14 protein-coding genes are annotated in these 16859 nt (G+C 63.6%); 2 read left to right on the top strand and 12 right to left on the bottom strand.

The genetic code is table 11. From position 1 onward, the window contains the following. Nucleotides 1–8: 8 nt before the first annotated feature. Both AC1ROX_RS19040 and AC1ROX_RS19035 read right to left on the bottom strand, forming a co-directional pair. A complete protein-coding gene (locus tag AC1ROX_RS19040; RefSeq protein WP_493127964.1) occupies nucleotides 9–2123 on the bottom strand; it encodes a DEAD/DEAH box helicase in 2115 nt (704 codons plus the stop codon). After that, entirely contained in the window at nucleotides 2123–3046 is a 924-nt protein-coding gene (locus AC1ROX_RS19035) for a HamA C-terminal domain-containing protein (RefSeq protein ID WP_493127962.1), read from the bottom strand. The genes AC1ROX_RS19040 and AC1ROX_RS19035 overlap by 1 nt, the downstream gene beginning before the upstream one ends. Nucleotides 3047–3438: 392 nt before the next feature. On the opposite strand from AC1ROX_RS19035, the gene AC1ROX_RS19030 reads away from it, so the two are divergent. After that, nucleotides 3439–3732: a cryptochrome/photolyase family protein gene (locus AC1ROX_RS19030; RefSeq protein WP_493128208.1), complete on the top strand. Its 294-nt coding sequence runs from the start codon at nucleotides 3439–3441 to the stop codon at nucleotides 3730–3732. Between the two features lie 198 nt (nucleotides 3733–3930). Here the strand turns inward: AC1ROX_RS19030 and AC1ROX_RS19025 are convergent, their stop codons facing one another. After that, entirely contained in the window at nucleotides 3931–4938 is a 1008-nt protein-coding gene (locus AC1ROX_RS19025; protein ID WP_493127960.1) for a DUF808 domain-containing protein, read from the bottom strand. A 340-nt stretch (nucleotides 4939–5278) separates the two neighbouring features. Between AC1ROX_RS19025 and AC1ROX_RS19020 the strand changes: the two genes are divergently transcribed. Beyond that, nucleotides 5279–6232, top strand: a complete 954-nt coding sequence (locus AC1ROX_RS19020) for a LysR family transcriptional regulator (protein WP_493127959.1) — start codon at nucleotides 5279–5281, stop codon at nucleotides 6230–6232. Here AC1ROX_RS19020 and AC1ROX_RS19015 read toward each other — a convergent pair. The 9 genes from AC1ROX_RS19015 to AC1ROX_RS18975 form a co-directional block, all read right to left on the bottom strand. Beyond that, nucleotides 6205–7092 carry a glycine betaine ABC transporter substrate-binding protein gene (locus AC1ROX_RS19015; RefSeq protein ID WP_493127957.1) on the bottom strand — a complete coding sequence of 296 codons (888 nt, stop codon included), beginning with the start codon at nucleotides 7090–7092 and terminating at the stop codon, nucleotides 6205–6207. The two genes, AC1ROX_RS19020 and AC1ROX_RS19015, sit on opposite strands and share 28 nt — an antisense overlap. Before the next feature lie 23 nt (nucleotides 7093–7115). Next, nucleotides 7116–8129, bottom strand: a complete 1014-nt coding sequence (locus tag AC1ROX_RS19010; protein ID WP_493127955.1) for an aldo/keto reductase — start codon at nucleotides 8127–8129, stop codon at nucleotides 7116–7118. A gap of 113 nt (nucleotides 8130–8242) precedes the next feature. After that, nucleotides 8243–8545 carry a S24/S26 family peptidase gene (locus AC1ROX_RS19005; protein WP_493128206.1) on the bottom strand — a complete coding sequence of 101 codons (303 nt, stop codon included), beginning with the start codon at nucleotides 8543–8545 and terminating at the stop codon, nucleotides 8243–8245. A gap of 34 nt (nucleotides 8546–8579) precedes the next feature. Then, entirely contained in the window at nucleotides 8580–9077 is a 498-nt protein-coding gene (gene sodN, locus AC1ROX_RS19000) for a superoxide dismutase, Ni (protein WP_493127953.1), read from the bottom strand. A 21-nt stretch (nucleotides 9078–9098) separates the two neighbouring features. Continuing rightward, nucleotides 9099–9635 carry a DUF2753 family protein gene (locus AC1ROX_RS18995; RefSeq protein WP_493127951.1) on the bottom strand — a complete coding sequence of 179 codons (537 nt, stop codon included), beginning with the start codon at nucleotides 9633–9635 and terminating at the stop codon, nucleotides 9099–9101. 22 nt (nucleotides 9636–9657) lie between these two features. Next, nucleotides 9658–10200: a HupE/UreJ family protein gene (locus AC1ROX_RS18990; protein ID WP_493127949.1), complete on the bottom strand. Its 543-nt coding sequence runs from the start codon at nucleotides 10198–10200 to the stop codon at nucleotides 9658–9660. A 148-nt stretch (nucleotides 10201–10348) separates the two neighbouring features. Beyond that, entirely contained in the window at nucleotides 10349–14500 is a 4152-nt protein-coding gene (locus tag AC1ROX_RS18985) for a beta strand repeat-containing protein (RefSeq protein WP_493127947.1), read from the bottom strand. 325 nt (nucleotides 14501–14825) lie between these two features. Beyond that, a complete protein-coding gene (locus AC1ROX_RS18980) occupies nucleotides 14826–16085 on the bottom strand; it encodes a glycosyltransferase (protein ID WP_493127945.1) in 1260 nt (419 codons plus the stop codon). 86 nt (nucleotides 16086–16171) lie between these two features. Next, nucleotides 16172–16855 carry a type 1 glutamine amidotransferase domain-containing protein gene (locus AC1ROX_RS18975; protein WP_493127943.1) on the bottom strand — a complete coding sequence of 228 codons (684 nt, stop codon included), beginning with the start codon at nucleotides 16853–16855 and terminating at the stop codon, nucleotides 16172–16174. Between the last annotated feature and the right edge of the window lie 4 nt (nucleotides 16856–16859).

Here is a 16859-nt window from a genome sequence, read left to right as displayed (position 1 = left end):
ATTTGGGGCTAGTCGGCGCCGGCGGTCTCAACAGCCTCATCCGGCGTTATTCCATCAAAGAAAAATTTCACAACATACCTATCGAAAGCGCCGAGCGATCTAACCGCCAACACCGCGTCCTTACCAAGGTCTTTGAAGCGTTCCAACGCTAGCAACAAGTCCATGTTCGGATCTTCGAAATTAATCAAACCCGCCACATGGATCTTTTTCGAGATCATGCGAGGTAGTCCATATTCTTCCAGATGATAAACAGCGCTGGGCAAGAAAGCGCGGCTCATCCTCGCGATGAAGGGCGAAATATCGATAGATGGGTTGACGATTATCTTGTGAAGTTCGTTCGTGTCGCTGAGGAGCGCTGACAATTTAAACGTGACCGTGCGTTCGAGCTTGAAAAAGTCATCGATGCCGATTCCATTGTTCTTGAGAGATGCGATCACCTCTGAAAGTGCGCGATTCCAGTTGTATGAGATAGCTTTGGTGGCAGTCACGAGTTTGCCAAATTGTGTGTCCCAGTTGCCGGGCTTAATTCTGAGAATCTTATAGAGCATGTAGTCCCAATGCTCCGGATTGCTAGAATTTAGATAGCCAAAACCGCGCCACTCGTTTGGATTGTTCTTCATGTCTGTGGCCAGCTGAAGTAAAAAATCGGCATCACTGTCCTGCAGGATGTTCTCCCGCTTAAGGCGCAAAAAATTCTCACCCCCGAGAATTGATGACATCTGTGTCCGATATTCGATGATGCGCTCGACTTGTCGGTCGGTGAGTTGATCTGCGTCGTGCTCTTCATCTAGTGTGCCGAGTATTTCCTCGGGAAACTCGATATCTAATTGAGTATCCTCGGATCTCGGCGGTGCGTCGAGAAGGTATATGTTACCCACGAAATACTTAAACATTCGACCTCCTCGGCCGATGATGTTTTTGTAGGTAAAGTCTTTGAGATTAGTGCTTCCTAGTTTGCTTCGCCACACGATCACGTTCTGTGCAGATGTATTCACTCCTTCGACTATGGAGGACGTAGATACTATACTATCAAACCCATCTTCGTATTCGAAAAGCCTTATCTGCAACTGGCTAAGGCATCTATGCATGCTGCCATTGTGAACGCCGATTGCCCGATCGACCAAATCAGCCAGCTGCCAGTCCGGCTGATAGTTCTGCCTTAACCATTTCGAGAAATGACTGGTGTATATTCGATCGACAGGCTCGATTCTCGCAATGACGAGATCGGCGATCTTCTTAATTTCAGAGTAGGTACCTGCGTAGATGAGAGACTTCCGAATGCCGGGCGAAATCAGCTCAATTAGTTTATCTGCTTTCTTGGTCTCATCCTTCCCGAGCTCTTTGTAGGTTTCTTCGATATCTAGGTAAACGGTGTTGAAGTCTAGGAGCTCCAGGAAGTCCATATCGCGCGTGAAAGCGTTATCGCTGAGTTTCTTGATGTTCGGAGCGAGATAATATCTTTGCTTCGCCTTCTTCGACAGTTTTAGGATCGCCTTTATTAGCGAGGGCGCGCGTTCCCGGTCATGCGCGACGCTGGCCTTGTAGAACTCGTCAACGACCAGTAGATCGATTGACTCTAGCGCCGATACATAGCCAAAGGCCCGTTCCTGCGGGAATATCAAGATGTTCTTGGTGCCGAGTCGCGTTTCTGGTGCTGTTATGATCGTGTACTGTTCGGAGAATTTCTTAAACAATCGACGGCGAGTTTCATCCATTAGTGCGATGGTTGGAACTATGATCACCACGTTGTCAGGCTGCTTAGCCGCGATGAAGGCGTCAATGATAAAGCTCTTCCCGAAGCTGGTCGGAGCGCTCACTGCAATGTTTCGGCCGTCCAGGAGTTTGGCGAGAACGCTTGACTGCTCGCGGTGCAAGGTCGCCACGCGCCGACCGACATCAACCTCGAACGCGTGGTGGACATATTTATCGTCCCACGAGGCGTTCGTGAGTTGCAAGTATGGGAAGAGCCCGGTCGCTCGTATCATGTGATTGACGACTTGCGGGTAGGATGTCTTGGAGTGGTGAAGGTCCGCCAGTAGACGTATCAGGATATTTCTGGCGGCGACTTCGTTCTTGCCCGCAAGAAGCGCGTTGATCTCGTGGCAAATCGCAAAAATATCCATCACTTTTTACCCTTATAGAAAGCAACGGCCTGCACAAAGGCATCGACGATCTTTTTCTTGTTGGGAACTGGGAAGAGGATGATATGAAAGTGCAGATCTTTATACTTATGAACTCCGCCCGACTTTGCGACTTGCTTGAGGAAGTAGGCACTCGCTCGCTCTTTGTGGAAGGCTATAATTTCAGCCTTATAATCTGCGCTCAGGTCTGTCGTACCAGAGGTGGTTGAGCACTCGTGCAGCAGCAGAATGGGAATGTGAATTCTTGACTTTAGGGTATCGATGGATTCCCTGTTATCTAGGGCGGCCTTGATCCTGCTTCGAAGCCCCGCAGCGATGGGTAGGCCATCAAGGTCAGATACACTCGTAATGATGGCGTTTTCTTTTTTTAGTTTGTCGGTTGACAGTGAATTCATCACCGAAGTCACGACTGAATCGAGCCGGGCGTCTGCGATTGAGTTGTAGAATTTTGCTTCGCCGAACCAGAGTGTGAAGTCGTCCCCGTTGATGACGATATGGACGCTATCCGCGCCCTTGGCATTGTCTTGAACATTCTGCTTATAGAAAATCTTCGGAACGACAGGTAGAGCGCCGAAGCGATGCCGCATCAAGCCGTACAGGAAGACCTCTGCAATTTCGCTGCCCTGTCCGATCTCATCATTGTCTGTAAGTCGCAGATTTTGCGCAGCGGCGATAAGGCTGCTGTGGCTTTGGTCAATGAGAGCTGATCGCTCCTTCGCCGACAGCGCAGTCAGGGCGATGTTGTCCCATAAGTAATTTTGGAACTTAGGGTAGCGCCATTCTGCGTCTTCGTAGTCGTTAATCAGACTCAATACACGTTTATTGACCAGATGCTTGAGTTCGGAGACCGAGGTTACATCGGAAAGGGAATCATCGACTAAGATTTCAAATGCTAGATCGGACATCAGATGCCGATGCCTCCAGACTGGCGTGCGTTCGAGTAGACAGGCCCTAAGGCCAAAGTGGCACTCGAGCCGACCGGCATGCCGGGCAATATACGAACAAATGCTCGAAGCGAATGGTATGGCTTCCGCTTTGAACCAAAATTTCCTTGAGAAGCGGCAGCGCGAGCTTGTGTTCCATTGGAGGGGAATGGTGCCGATCCGCACTGAACCGTCTGGACCTGAGCATCGATTCCCACAATTGTTGATGCAAGCATGGCGGGCATATATAGCTGAGGAATTCTGCCATGTCGCCGCTTTTGGGCGCAGGCGGATACCTGGGCGGTGGAGGACAATAGGCGTCGCTTAAGCAACTACTCAGCAGCTAGTCACACGATCCAAAGAGCGGGGACTTGGTGTATTTGGCGACAAATGCACAGGGTGAGCTGCGCGGGCGGGGCTGGACGGTCGAGGACGTGACCCTGGACGCGCCCGACAATCGCGGCTCCTTCACCGGCCAGCTGGGCGAGGCCATCGCCCACCATCGGCCCGAGCGGGTGGTCGTCACCGAGGTGGGGAGTGCCGGGTCCGGCAGCTGCAGGCGTCTTCAGCGGGGCGGTTCGCGCTGCCTTTGGACATGCTGCCGGACGAGCGCTTGCTGTGCTCGACTGCCTGGTCCGCGCAGTGGGCGGCGGGACGCAAGGCGCTGACCTGGCGCACGCCGAGGGGCGGCTCGGCACAGCGATGGACTCGCCGACGGCGTGCTTTACCTTGCGTCCGACGAATCGTCCTTGGTGACGGTGTCGGACCTAGTGATCGATGGTCGCATGACGGTGCAATGACGCGGAATGCATATCATCCAGAGCACTTGGGAAGGATATTCCTTCGACCGGAATCGCGTGCCGCCGTCAGGCCCGGCCTCGCGACAGGATCCGGCGGCCAAGCGGTTTGACCCGGCGCCAGAGCGGCGACAGCACGCGGCTGGTCAAGGGGATCGCCAGCAGTCCGATGACAAGTCCGGCCACGCCGAAGCCGGCGGCTTCCACCGCCCAGGCGACGACCGGCTTGGCCACGGGAACGGCGCCCGCGGCGGCGGCGCCGGCGTCGTGCAGCATATGCGTCGGTCCGCCCAGGCCATAGGCGTCGAGGCCGTGCAGGATGATGCCGCCACCGACCCAGATCATCGCTGCCGTGCCGATCGCCGCGAGCGCCTTCAGGAGATGCGGCATGGCCCGCACGATCGCGCGGCCCGCGACGCGCAACGGCGCGGCAAGCGCCGAGGCCGGCGACAACCGGGCCAGCGCCAGGCCGACATCGTCCGCTTTGACGATCAGGGCCACGACGCCATAGACCGCCGCGGTGATGCCGACGGCCACGATGGCAAGGATGATCGCCTGCTTCAGCCAGCCGTCCGCGGGCAGGGCGGCCAGCGTGATCGCCATGATCTCGGCCGAGAGGATGAAGTCGGTCTTGATGGCGCTCGCGATCTTCTGGTCCTCGAGGGTCTGCGCATCGAGGGCGACCGGCTCGATCGTCGCCGCGTGAGCCGGCGGCTCGTGCGGGAAAACGACTTCGTAGAGCTTCTCCGCGCCTTCGTAGCAGAGGTACGCCCCGCCCATCATCAGAAGCGGCGTGATCGCCCCGGGCAGCAGGAGGCTCAGGGCCAGCGCCGCGGGGAGGAGGATCAGGAGCTTGTTGCGCAGCGAGCCGAGCGCGATGCGGCCGATGATCGGCAGCTCGCGCGCCGGGCTGAAGTCGGTGACGTAGCGTGGGGTGACGGCCGTGTCGTCGATGACCACGCCGGCCGCCTTGACGCCGGCCTTTGCCGACTGTCCGGCGATGTCGTCGATCGAGGCGGCGGCGAGCTTCGCCAGGGACGCGATGTCGTCGAGCAGCGCCACGAGACCGCCGCTCATGGCCGCACCGCACGCCGAAGCGACCGGGGAGAGCAGCCCAGGGGGCCCGTCACGACTCACTTACCTCATCCTGAGGAGCGCCGCGAAGCGGCGCGTCTCGAAGGATGGGCAACAGGCAAGGTGCGCGTTCCGACCCTTCGAGACGCATCGCTGCGCGATGCTCCTCAGGGTGAGGTCGGTGCTGGAATGCTCGGCTCGATTCAATCTGGCCCATGAACGCTCTAGGTGGGAAATGCCGAAGCCGTGGTCAAGGCAGGGCTGAGGCCGCTGGTCGCGCGGCTCCGCGCTTGCGGCTGCGGAGCCGCATCGGCCAAAGTCGAAATGAACCAGCAGGGGCGTCATGGACAATCGCGCGGGCGAGATGATGGTGTTTGTCCGGGTCGTGGAGGCGGGGAGCTTCTCCGAGGCGGCGCGGCTGCTGCTGATGACGCCGTCCACGGTCTCGAAGCTGATCGCGCGGCTGGAGGCTCGCATCGGCGTTCGGCTCATCGAGCGGTCGACGCGGCGGCTGGTCCTGACCAGCGAGGGGCAGTTCTACTACGAGCGCAGCCGGTCGCTGGTCTCCCAGATCGACGAGACCGAGCAGCTTCTGGCGCAGGGCAACGCCAAGCCGGAGGGCGTGATCCGCGTCAGCTCCTCCGTGACCTTCGGGTCGGCGGCGCTGGAGCCCGTTCTCGCGGCCTTCCTGGAGGCCTATCCCGGCGTCGTCGTCGACCTGTCGCTGTCCGACGAGATGGTCGATCTCTATCTCGACCGGACCGACGTCGCGATCCGCGTCGGCGCGCTGCCGGATTCGAGCCTGATGGCGCGCAAGATCGGCGAGACGCGCCGCTGCATCGTGGCGTCGCCCGCCTATCTGGCGCGGCGGGGAACGCCGCGCACGCCCGAGGACCTCGCGGCGCACAATTGCCTGGGCTTCAACTTCCGCCGCTCCCAGCCGGTCTGGCCGATGCGGGAGGGCGGCCGCATCGTCGAGCGCATGCTGAGCGGGTCGCTGCTGGCCAACAATGCCGAGACCCTGCGCCGGATGGCCATCGCCGGCGTCGGCATCGCGCGCGTTGCCGAGTACCATCTGCGCGAGGCGATCGACCGCGGCGCGCTGGTCGAGGTGCTGGCCGACCATGGTCTCGAAACCTGGGACGAGATCCATGCGGTGTACCGGGGCGCCCAGCTGCTGCCGGCCCGGGTGAAGGTGTTCCTGGACTTCACCGTCCCCCGGATGGCGAGGTTCCTGGCGTCGACCAGCTCGCGCAGCCGCACCGCCGCTCAGTCGACGAACCAGGCCTCGACCTGAGCCGGGTTGGCCGCCATCCACGCCGCCGCGGCCTGACGCGGAGTCTTGCCGCCTGCATTCACCTGCCAGTCCATCTCGGTCACGGCGTCGAGGCCCAGCGACAGGCGGGCCAGCACGGTCCGGGTGCGGGCGGGCAGAGCCTGCCAGCGCTGTTCCGGCGCGACCAGGCTCGCGTGGTTCTTGCCGCCCAGGATGCCCTTGGGATCGCCGAGCGCGCGGAGCTTGCCGTCACGGTTGAGGTATTGCGGCGCCCAGGTCGGGAACACGATCCAGGTGTTCGCGGCCCGCGCCGTCTCATAGGCCTGTATCCACTGGGCCTGCGTGCCGGGCGCGAAGCTGTAGCCGAGCGGGTCGAGCCCGTAGGCGGACAGCGCGGTCTTCGTGAGCTGTGAGATGGCCGCACCGGCGCCGATGCCCTGGATGCCCTTGGTGAAGCGGGCGGCGATCTCAGGCTTGGCGAGGTCGGCCATCGTGCGCACGGTGTCGGCGGGCACATAGTCCGGCACGCCCCAGAAGAAATGGGCGCCCTCGTAGAGCCGGGCCACCTCGCGCGCCGATCCGCCGTAGCGGCGCCAGTAGTCGGCATGGCCTTCCGGCAGCCAGGCGGCCGCCATCAGGTCGATCTCGCCGCTGGCGAGCAGGGGGAACATCTGCTCGTGCAGCCCCTCGCGCACCGTCACCTGGTGGCCGAGCCGTTCGAGCACCTGGTGCACGACGGCGCCGGTCACGGCGTAGAAGCTGAGGGAGACCTGGCCCAGTGTCACGGGGCCGGGGTTGGTGCGTTCCGCGAGGGCGGGGGCCGCGAGGGTGGCGAGGCCACCGGCCAAAAGGGTTCGACGCGAGAGAGACAGAGCGCGCATGGCAGTTCTCCGATGGGAATGGTTCAGGCGGCGGTGGGGAGCGGAGCGGCCGGATCGACCAGCCCGCCGTCGCGCAGCTCCCGCCAGAAGGCGTCGGGAATCTTCTCCGCGAGCGCCGCGCTGTCCTCGGCGATACGGCCGGGCCGGCTGGCGCCGGGGATGACCGCGCCGACCGCCGGATGGGCGAGCGAGAATTGCAGGCCGGCGGCCTTCATGGAGATGCCGTGGCGATCGGCGATGGCCTTGATGGCCGCCACCTTCGCCACGATCTCCGGCGTCGCCGGCGCATATTCGAAGTTCGGCCCGCCGACCAGGGCGCCGGAGCTGTACGGGCCACCGACGACGATGCCCAGGCCGCGCTCGGCCACCATCGGCAGGGCGCGCTGCAGGGCGTGGCCGTGGTCCAGCAGCGTGTAGCGGCCGGCCAGCAGGAAGGTGTCCGGTCGCGGCTCCTCGAGCGCGAGCAGCAGCTCGATCGGCTCGACCCGGTTCACGCCGAGGCCCCAGGCCTTGATGACGCCTTCGTCGCGCATCCGGTCGAGGGCCCTGAAGGCGCCCTTGCGCGCACTCTCGAAGACGCCCAGCCATTCGTCGCGATAAAAGTCCTGCGCGACGTCATGCACGAAGGCGATGTCGATGTGATCGGTGCCCAGCCGCTTCAGGCTGTCCTCGATCGAGCGATAGGTCGCGTCCTCGGAATAGTCGTTCACGACTCTGTTGGGGCGGCCGTGCTTGAACACCTCGCCCTTTTCGCCGAGGTCGCGGGCGGAGACGTCCTCGACCTCGTCGAGGATGATCCTGCCGACCTTGGTGCTGATCACATACTGGTCGCGCGGCTTGCCGCGCAGGGCGGCGCCCATCCGGATCTCGGCCAGGCCCGCGCCGTAGAAAGGGGCGGTGTCGAAGTAGCGGATACCGTCGGCCCACGCCGCCTCCACGGTGGCCTGCGCCTCCTCTTCGGGGATGGCGCGGAACATGTTGCCGAGGGGCGCGGCACCGAAGCCGAGCTTGCTGGGAAGGATGTCGGTCAATTTCACGTCGGGCTCCATTTCGTCGGACCGGCGCGAATGCCCGCGCCACACCCGACGAAATAGTCACTGCGACCGCCGGGCAGTAGCCAATGGCAGCTCGCAGGATTTGTGAAATCCGTTCACAGACGGCGTATCAGCCGGATGCCATCGCCGGACACGCGCAAGACCGCTCGCCCGACGATCTCTCGCTCAGAAGCATAGCCGAGATCGATGGCGGGGGCCGAGGCCGCGCCATCTCCGGACAGGCCGAACCGTCCGGCCTCATCGCGGGCGCCCAGCCGCTTGATCAGCATCGGTCCGTCGCCGCGGCGGATGCAGGCCACATCGCCGGGCTGCGGCCGGCGGAAGCGGCCGTAGCGTTTCAGCAGGACGTGGTCGCCGTCGTCGAGCGTGGGGACCATGCTGCGGCCGCGTACGCGGATGATGCGCCAGCCGAGCCAGCCTTGGCCGGCCTCCTCAGAGGACGGGATAGACGACCTCGATGTTCGGCGGGTAGGGGCAGGGCTTGCGCACGGTCTTGATGTCCTTCGTGGCCCAGTAGATCTCGGCGAAGCGGTTCACGAGGTCGACCAGCTTCAGCCCGTCGGCGCGGTGCACGTCCTGCTTGCAGGCGCTGCCGGCCAGCATGATCTTGTGCGCGAGGTCGTGGATCTCCGGATACTTCTCGATCTGCGGCGCCTTGAAGTAGTCGCCCCAGATGATGCGGATTTCCTGCTTGACCTTCTCCGCCTCCTTTTCCTTCATCGCGACGTTACGCGCGATGGTGTTCTGCTTCGACACGGGATCGGCATCGGTCTTGGCCGCGACCTCGTGGAGGATGTCCATCATGCGCACCACCGAGACGGCGGCGATCAGGGCCGGGGCGGTGTCGTAGATCCGGCAGGGGATGTCGCAATGCGCGTGCGCCTCCTCGATGCCGGGCAGGCGGTCGAGCAGCTTCTGGAGGGAGATCATCGGCGGGTCCTTCTCTTTGCCTCAGTGTGTGGTGGTGTTCTTCGCGAGGTAGCGCAGCGCGACATCCTTCACCTGCAGGGCCTCGCGCTCGGTCCGGCCCTGCGGCCAGCCGGCGCGCGGCAGCTTGTCGAGCAGCTCGGCGACCAGCGGGCGCAGCTGCTGGAAGCATTGGTCGCGGACTTCGGGTTTCACCGTTCGGGAGTCGATGGCTGCGCACAGGCGTTGGCGGAGCGCGACGAGATGGTCGGCGGCGCGGACGACCTGACCCGCGACCAGCCAGCATTCGACCAGGTTCGCGGTGGCGACGACCAGCATGGGCGCCGGATCGGCGGTCCCGGCCAGCCGTCCCTCGCACCAGGCGCTGAAGATCGTGTCGGCTTCCGCGAGCGCCTCGAGGTAGAGGCGCTCGGCCACGTCCCACCGCTTCGCCGCGAAGGCGGCGTTGGCGGAGGTCGTCAGTTCCTTCCACGGCCGGTCGTCTCGCCGGATGGCAGGCGCCGCCTCCGGCGAGGCGGGCAGGGCGGCGACGAGAAGGGCGGGCTTGGGCGAACGGGCCATGGGACTGGCTCCCGTGCCCGACTCAGGTCGCGGTCAGCCTGCCCCGGGTGATGTGGGTGGCGATACGGGCGATGCCCCGGCCGGTGAGCATCCCGACGAGAAGCAGACCGGCCGTCGCGGCGAGGAAGCCAACGATATAGGCGAGCGAGAGGGCGCCGTGCGCCTCGGCTCCGTGGGCGTGCCCGTGGACCAGCGCCACCGCGGCGACCAGCGGCGTGGCGACCGTTAGTGGCGTGCGGATGCGGAAGGCGACGATGGCGCCGAGCCCGACGACCGACAGCGCGATGCCGATCTCCGTGGCGGATGTTGCGATGCCAGACAGGCCCGCGAGGCTACCGGCCACCATGGCGGCCAGGAAAGTCGAGGGCAGGAGCCACAGCGCCCGCCCGCCCAGCTGCACGGCGAACAGCCCGACCATCACCATCGCCAGGAGGTGATCGGCCCCGGAGAGGGGATGGAGCAGGCCCTGCATGAAGGTCGCCGTCTCCTCATGGCCGGGATGGGCGAAGGCCATCGAGGGCAGGAGGGCGAGAGTGGCCGAAACCGAGATGATCCTGGGGCGCATGAGCCGTCTCCGGGTGAGAGGGAGCTGGCTCACGGCTGGCAGTTAAGAATTACTCGCACTATTCGGCTCAAGGAATCAAGATAGATCGTGCGGTCGGCCGCGCAAGGACGAGGCGATCCCTCGTCGATGCGCGGCCCGTCCGACCCGATCAGAGAATGAAGTCCGTGGCGTTGAACACGACGGCGCCGGCCACGAGGATGCTGAAATCCGCCGTGGCATCGCCATTGGTGTCGGCCAGCACCAGCGTGTTGGCGCCGCTCGCGGCGTAACGCAGTTCGCCGGCCGTGCCGGAGAAGGCGGCGGCCGCGATGAAGGTGAAGGCCTGGTTGCCCGCGACGGTCGAATTCGCATCGATGGTGGAGAGGTCGATCCTGTCCACCTCCGCCTGGCTGAAGCCCAGGATGACGTCGCGTCCCGCGGCGGCAACCGTACTCTCGGCGATCGAGTTGAAATCGAACGTGTCGGCATTCAAGCCACCGGTCAGGCGGTCCGCACCGGTGCCGCCGGTGAGTCTGTCGTTGCCGGCCCCGCCGATGATGCTGTCGTTGCCGGCGCCGCCAAGGAGGTTGTCGTTGCCGCTACCGCCATTGATCGTGTCGTTGCCGTCGCCGCCGTTGATGACGTTGCCGCCGGCGGTGCCGGTGAGGTTGTCGTTGCCGATGCCGGAGACCAGGTTCTCCATGGCGACGAAGGATTCGCCCGCGAAGTTGGTCAGGCCGGTGGTGAGGTTGACGACGTAGTTGCCGGTGAAGGCGGTGGTGTCGAGCGTGTCGACACCGGCGCCGCCATCGATCGACTCCGGCGTGCCCAGCACGGCGAAGATGTAGTCGTTACCGTTGCCGCCGAGGGCGGTGTCGGCCCCGCCGCCGCCGTTGATCGTGTCGCTGCCGTCGCCGCCGCTGATGAGATTGGCGGTGGCCGTGCCGGTCAGGCTGTCGTTGCCGATGCCGGAGACCAGGTTCTCCATGGCGACGAAGGATTCGCCCGCGAAATTGGTCAGGCCGGTGGCCAGATTGACCACGTAGTTGCCGGTGAAGGCCGTGGTGTCGAGCGTGTCGACACCTCCGCCGCCGTTGATCGATTCCGGCGCGCCGAGCACGGCGAAGATGTAATCGTTGCCGCCGCCACCGAGGGCGGTATCGGCTCCGCCGCCACCGTTGATCGTGTCGTTGCCGTCACCGCCGACGATGGCGTCGTTGCCGGCCCCGCCATTGAGGCTGTCGTTGCCGGCCCCGCCATTGATCGTATCGTTGCCATCGCCGCCGCTGATGAGATTGGCGCCGACGGTACCGACGAGGCTGTCATTGCCGACGCCGGAGATCAGGTTCTCCATGTTGACGAAGGATTCGCCGGCGAAGTTGGTGAGGCCGGTCGTCAGGTTGACCATATAGTTGCCGGTGAAGGCGGTCGTATCGAGCGTGTCGATGCCGGCACCGCCGTCGATCGACTCGGGCGTACCGAGCACGGCGAAGATGTAGTCGTTGCCGTTGCCGCCCAGGGATGTGTCCGCGCCGCCGGCGCCGTTGATCGTGTCGTTGCCGTCGCCGCCGCTGATGAGATTCGCAGCCGCGGTACCGGTGAGGCTGTCGTTGCCGATGCCGGAGATCAGGTTCTCCATGGCGACGAAGGATTCGCCCGCGAAGTTGGTCAGGCCGGTCGCGAGGTTGACCACGTAGTTGCCGGTGAAGGCCGTGGTGTCGAGCGTGTCGATCCCAGCGCCGCCGTTGATCGATTCCGGCGTGCCCAGCACGGCGAAGATGTAGTCGTTGCCGTTGCCGCCGAGGGAGGTATCGGCCCCGCCGGCGCCATTGATGGTGTCGTTGCCGTCGCCACCGCTGATGAGATTGGCGCCGGTCGTACCGGTGAGGCTGTCGCTGCCGATGCCGGAGATCAGGTTCTCCATGGCGACGAAGGACTCGCCCGCGAAATTGGTAAGTCCGGTGGTGAGGTTGACCACGTAATTTCCGGTGAAGGCGGTGGTGTCGAGCGTGTCGATGCCGGCCCCGCCGTTGATCGACTCGGGCGTACCGAGCACGGCGAAGATGTAGTCGTTGCCGTTGCCGCCCAGGGCGGTGTCCGATCCACCCGCGCCGTTGATCGTGTCGTTGCCGTCGCCGCCGCTGATGAGGTTCGCGGCTCCTGTGCCGGTGAGGCTGTCGTTGCCGATACCGGAGATCAGGTTCTCCATGTTGACGAAGGATTCGCCCGCGAAGTTGGTCAGGCCGGTCGCGAGGTTGACCACGTAATTGCCGGTGAAGGCCGTGGTATCGAGCGTGTCCGTGCCGGCGCCGCCGTCGATCGACTCCGGCGTGCCGAGGACGGCGAAGATGTAGTCGTTGCCGTTGCCGCCGAGGGCTGTGTCCGCCCCGCCGCCGCCATTGATGGTGTCGTTGCCGTCGCCGCCGATGATGCTGTCGTTGCCGGTCCCGCCATTGAGCCTGTCATTGCCGCCGAGACCGTTGATGGTGTCGTTCCCGGCGCCGCCATTGATGACGTTTGCGCCGGCGGTGCCGGTGAGGCTGTCGTTGCCGGAGCCTGAAGTCAGGTTCTCCATGGCGACGAAGGATTCGCCCGCGAAGTTGGTCAGGCCGGTCGTCAGGTTGACCACGTAGTCGCCGGTAAAGGCGGTGGTGTCGAGCGTGTCGACACCGGCCCCACCGTTGATCGACTCCGGCGTGCCCAACACGGCGAAGATGTAGTCGTTGCCGTTGCCGCCGAGGGATGTATCCGCGCCGCCGGCGCCGTTGATCGTGTCGTTGCCGTCGCCGCCGCTGATGAGATTTGCCGCGGCAGTACCGGTCAGGCTGTCATTGCCGGCGCCGGAGATCAGGTTCTCCATGGCGACAAAGGACTCGCCGGCGAAGTTGGTCAGGCCGGTGGCGAGGTTGACGACGTAGTTGCCGGTGAAGGCGGTGGTGTCGAGCGTATCGATGCCGGCGCCGCCGTTGATCGACTCCGGCGTGCCCAGCACGGCGAAGATGTAGTCGTTGCCGTTGCCGCCGAGGGACGTATCCGCGCCGCCGGCGCCATTGATGGTGTCGTTGCCGTCGCCGCCGCTGATGAGGTTTGCGGCTCCTGTGCCGGTGAGGCTGTCGTTGCCGATGCCGGAGAGCAGGTTTTCCATGGCGACGAAGGACTCGCCGGCGAAGTTGGTCAGGCCAGTCGTCAGGTTGACTACGTAGTTGCCGGTGAAGGCCGTGGTGTCGAGCGTGTCGTTGCCGGCCCCGCCGTCGATCGACTCCGGCGTTCCGAGCACGGCGAAGATGTAGTCGTTGCCGTTGCCGCCCAGGGACGTATCCGCGCCACCGGCGCCGTTGATCGTGTCGTTGCCGTCGCCACCGCTGATGAGATTCGCAGCCGCGGTACCGGTGAGGCTGTCATTGCCGGAGCCGGAGATCAGGTTCTCCATGGCGACGAAGGACTCGCCGGCGAAATTGGTCAGGCCGGTCGCGAGGTTGACCACGTAGTTGCCGGTGAAGGCCGTGGTGTCGAGCGTATCGATCCCAGCGCCGCCGTTGATCGATTCCGGCGTGCCCAGCACGGCGAAGATGTAGTCGTTGCCGTTGCCGCCGAGGGAGGTATCGGCCCCGCCGGCGCCATTGATGGTGTCGTTGCCGTCGCCACCGCTGATGAGATTGGCGCCGGTCGTACCGGTGAGGCTGTCGCTGCCGATGCCGGAGATCAGGTTCTCCATGGCGACGAAGGACTCGCCCGCGAAGTTGGTCAGGCCGGTCGTGAGGTTGACCACGTAATTGCCGGTGAAGGCCGTGGTATCGAGCGTGTCCGTGCCGGCCCCGCCGTTGATCGATTCGGGCGTGCCGAGCACGGCGAAGATGTAGTCGTTGCCGTTGCCGCCCAGGGCGGTGTCCGATCCGCCGGCGCCGTTGATCGTGTCGTTGCCGTCGCCACCGCTGATGAGGTTCGCGGCTCCTGTGCCGGTGAGGCTGTCGTTGCCGGCGCCGGAGATCAGATTCTCCATGGCGACGAAGGACTCGCCGGCGAAATTGGTCAGGCCGGTCGCGAGGTTGACGACGTAGTTGCCGGCGAAGGCGGTGGTGTCGAGCGTGTCGATGCCGGCCCCGCCATTGATCGATTCGGGCGTTCCGAGGACGGCGAAGATGTAGTCGTTGCCGTTGCCGCCGAAAGCGGTGTCCGATCCGCCGCCGCCATTGATGGTGTCGTTGCCGTCGCCACCACTGATGAAGTCGGCAGCGCCCGATGGAACGCCTCCGGTTACGCCGGCCGATACCAATGTTGGTGTGATGGTGTCGTTGTTCGCCGTTCCAAAGATGGTCGCCATGTGCCGCCTCCCGTTGCCGGTTGCTCAGCTGTTTCTCAGCCCTGGAATGTGATTTCCTCGTCCATCGCGTGGACGGAAGCGTTTGCAACGCCCGCAAGCGAAACTGTTACCCGGTGTTCGTAGTAAACTTTCGCGCAGCCATCATGAGTTTAGTTGAAGTGTGCTCGAACCGGAAATTCGCAGTCCGACGTCATGCGGATCGAAGAGGCTCAACCCTGTTGGCAGTTCCGGCGCCTAAGAGACAGATACTCTTCAGGATTTGAGGTTTGGTTCTCGCACTGGATAGCTGGTTTCCTGGTAGGGGAAACAGCTTGTCGCCTGTGACTTATCTGTGACCAGTCGACTGTTCCAGCTGAAGCCCTGCCGGGAGCCGCGCATTCACGAACGCGCACCACTTGGGAAACGTTCGTGTCGAAAAATCATACTCGGTCACCAGCCTTTCACGCGCGGCAGTCCCGATCGTCCTGAAATTTGAGCCGTCGGCGAGGACATCGGCAATCCGCTCGGCAAGTTGCACCGGCTGGAAGAAATCAACCAGAAGTCCCGTCTTCCCGTCGGTCATGATCTCGCGAACCGGGGCGACGTCGCTCGATACGATGGTCTTCTCAAGCGCCATGGCCTCCAGCATCGACCAGGATGGAATGAAGGGCACGGTGAGATAGACGTGGCAGCGGGCGAGTTTGATCAGACCGATCAGCTTTCCGTAGGGAACCCGCCCGAGGAAGTGGACGCGGGACCAGTCGACCGAATCACCCAACTCGCGGGTCAGCCAGTCACGGAAGGTGTGTCCTTCGGCAAGCCTGCGGCCGTAGGAGACATCGTCTCCACCGACAATGGCAACCCGTGCCTTCGGTCGCAGCGCCTGGAGTCGCGGCAGGGATCTCATCAGCGTGTGGAAGCCGCGCGCCGGCTCGAGGCTGCGGGCGACGTAGGTCACGATCTCCTCGCCGCGTGCAAACCTTGCCGTGGCGAATTCGACGGCGAAATCGCTATCGTGATCCGGGATCAGGCGGTCGGTTCGGATACCTTCGTGGACGACGGTGATCCTGTCCTGCATCGACGGCGGATGCGTGGCCTTCTGCCACTCGGTGGCGGTGAATCCGAAGTCGCACCGCTCGAAGCTCAGGTGATTGATGGCGTTGTTCGCGAACAGGCGCGGGCCGATGTCACCGGCTTCGGGGAATTCCGGATCGAACCCGACCAGGCCACCCTTGGCGATGAAGTAGTACTCGAAATAGCCGAGCAGGGGAGCATCGGGCCAGGTTTCCTTGATGTAGAGAAGCTCCCCCCAATTGGCATGTCCGACGACGAGGTCCGGCTTGAAGCCGTTCTGCTTGAGCACCTTGCACGCGTCGCCGGCGCCGATCGCATTGCCGATCGATTCCTCGAACCAGGCTGAATACTTCCACGCATCCTTGGCGGGTTTGTGGGCGGACTCGTAGACCGCAATCATGTGGTCCTTGGCCTGGGGCAGCCTGGTCTGCTGCGTCAGGAACACGATGCGATGCCGGCCGGTCGCGGCGAGCGTCGGAACTATCTCCCGGAATTGACCCGGATAGTTCTGATGAACAAACAGGATGTCCATCGGGCGAGTTCGCCAGCCTCGGCGACCGCCGTCAAGACATGTCCTGCTCGGATGGCTTCAACCGGTGCCGGGGCGGTTCGTTCAGGTCACGCCGACGCGGCAATCCGCTTGAGGGCGGCGAGCAGCTCCTTCGCCAACGGTCCCGCCGAGGCGGGGTTCTGGCCGGTGATGAGGCGGCCGTCGACCACGACGTGGGGCTGCCAGTTGGCCACCGACGAGTAGTCGGCGCCTTCGGCCCTCAGCGCGTCCTCGAGTTCGTAGGGGACGTCCTCGCGGGCATAGTCGAATTCTTCCTTCGTCGAGAACGAGGTGAGCTTCTTGCCGCGCACGAAGGGCGTGCCGTCACCGAGGTCCACGCCGAGCAGCGAGCAGGGGCCGTGACAGACAGCAGTCACGATCTTGTTGGTGCTCCAGGCACGTACGACGGCCCGCTGCACGTCCCTGTTGCGCGCGATGTCGACCATGGGGCCGAGCCCGCCGGGAACCAGAATGGCGTCGTAGTCCGCGGCGTCCACTTCGGACAGCTTGCGGCTGTGGTTCAGGCGGCGAAACGCCTTGCTCTCCAGGAACTCCTTCTGGGCGGGATCCTTCTCGTCGTAGGCGTCGTAGGGCGTCCATCCGCCGGCCGGCGAGGCGAACTCGATCGCGATGCCTGCCCTGTCGAGCACCTCGAAGGGATGGGCCACCTCGGCGAAGAAGAAGCCGGTCTTGCGATTGTGTGGGCCGATCACCGAAGCATTGGTGACGATGAACAGGACATGCTGTGTCATGGGT

The organism is Reyranella sp. GW821-FHT14A01, assembly GCF_058803965.1.
Note: the sequence above shows the minus strand (reverse complement) of the source record. Positions and strands in the feature narration are given on the sequence as shown.

Excerpts from the sequence above, each read along its gene's own strand:
- AC1ROX_RS19040 (WP_493127964.1), bottom strand. The coding sequence starts at position 2,123 with ATGGATATTTTTGCGATTTGCCACGAGATCAACGCGCTTCTTGCGGGC.
- AC1ROX_RS19035 (WP_493127962.1), bottom strand. The coding sequence starts at position 3,046 with ATGTCCGATCTAGCATTTGAAATCTTAGTCGATGATTCCCTTTCCGAT.
- AC1ROX_RS19025 (WP_493127960.1), bottom strand. The coding sequence starts at position 4,938 with ATGAGCGGCGGTCTCGTGGCGCTGCTCGACGACATCGCGTCCCTGGCG.
- AC1ROX_RS19020 (WP_493127959.1), top strand. The coding sequence starts at position 5,279 with ATGGACAATCGCGCGGGCGAGATGATGGTGTTTGTCCGGGTCGTGGAG.
- AC1ROX_RS19015 (WP_493127957.1), bottom strand. The coding sequence starts at position 7,092 with ATGCGCGCTCTGTCTCTCTCGCGTCGAACCCTTTTGGCCGGTGGCCTC.
- sodN (WP_493127953.1), bottom strand. The coding sequence starts at position 9,077 with ATGATCTCCCTCCAGAAGCTGCTCGACCGCCTGCCCGGCATCGAGGAG.
- AC1ROX_RS18995 (WP_493127951.1), bottom strand. The coding sequence starts at position 9,635 with ATGGCCCGTTCGCCCAAGCCCGCCCTTCTCGTCGCCGCCCTGCCCGCC.
- AC1ROX_RS18990 (WP_493127949.1), bottom strand. The coding sequence starts at position 10,200 with ATGCGCCCCAGGATCATCTCGGTTTCGGCCACTCTCGCCCTCCTGCCC.
- AC1ROX_RS18985 (WP_493127947.1), bottom strand. The coding sequence starts at position 14,500 with ATGGCGACCATCTTTGGAACGGCGAACAACGACACCATCACACCAACA.
- AC1ROX_RS18980 (WP_493127945.1), bottom strand. The coding sequence starts at position 16,085 with ATGGACATCCTGTTTGTTCATCAGAACTATCCGGGTCAATTCCGGGAG.
- AC1ROX_RS18975 (WP_493127943.1), bottom strand. The coding sequence starts at position 16,855 with ATGACACAGCATGTCCTGTTCATCGTCACCAATGCTTCGGTGATCGGC.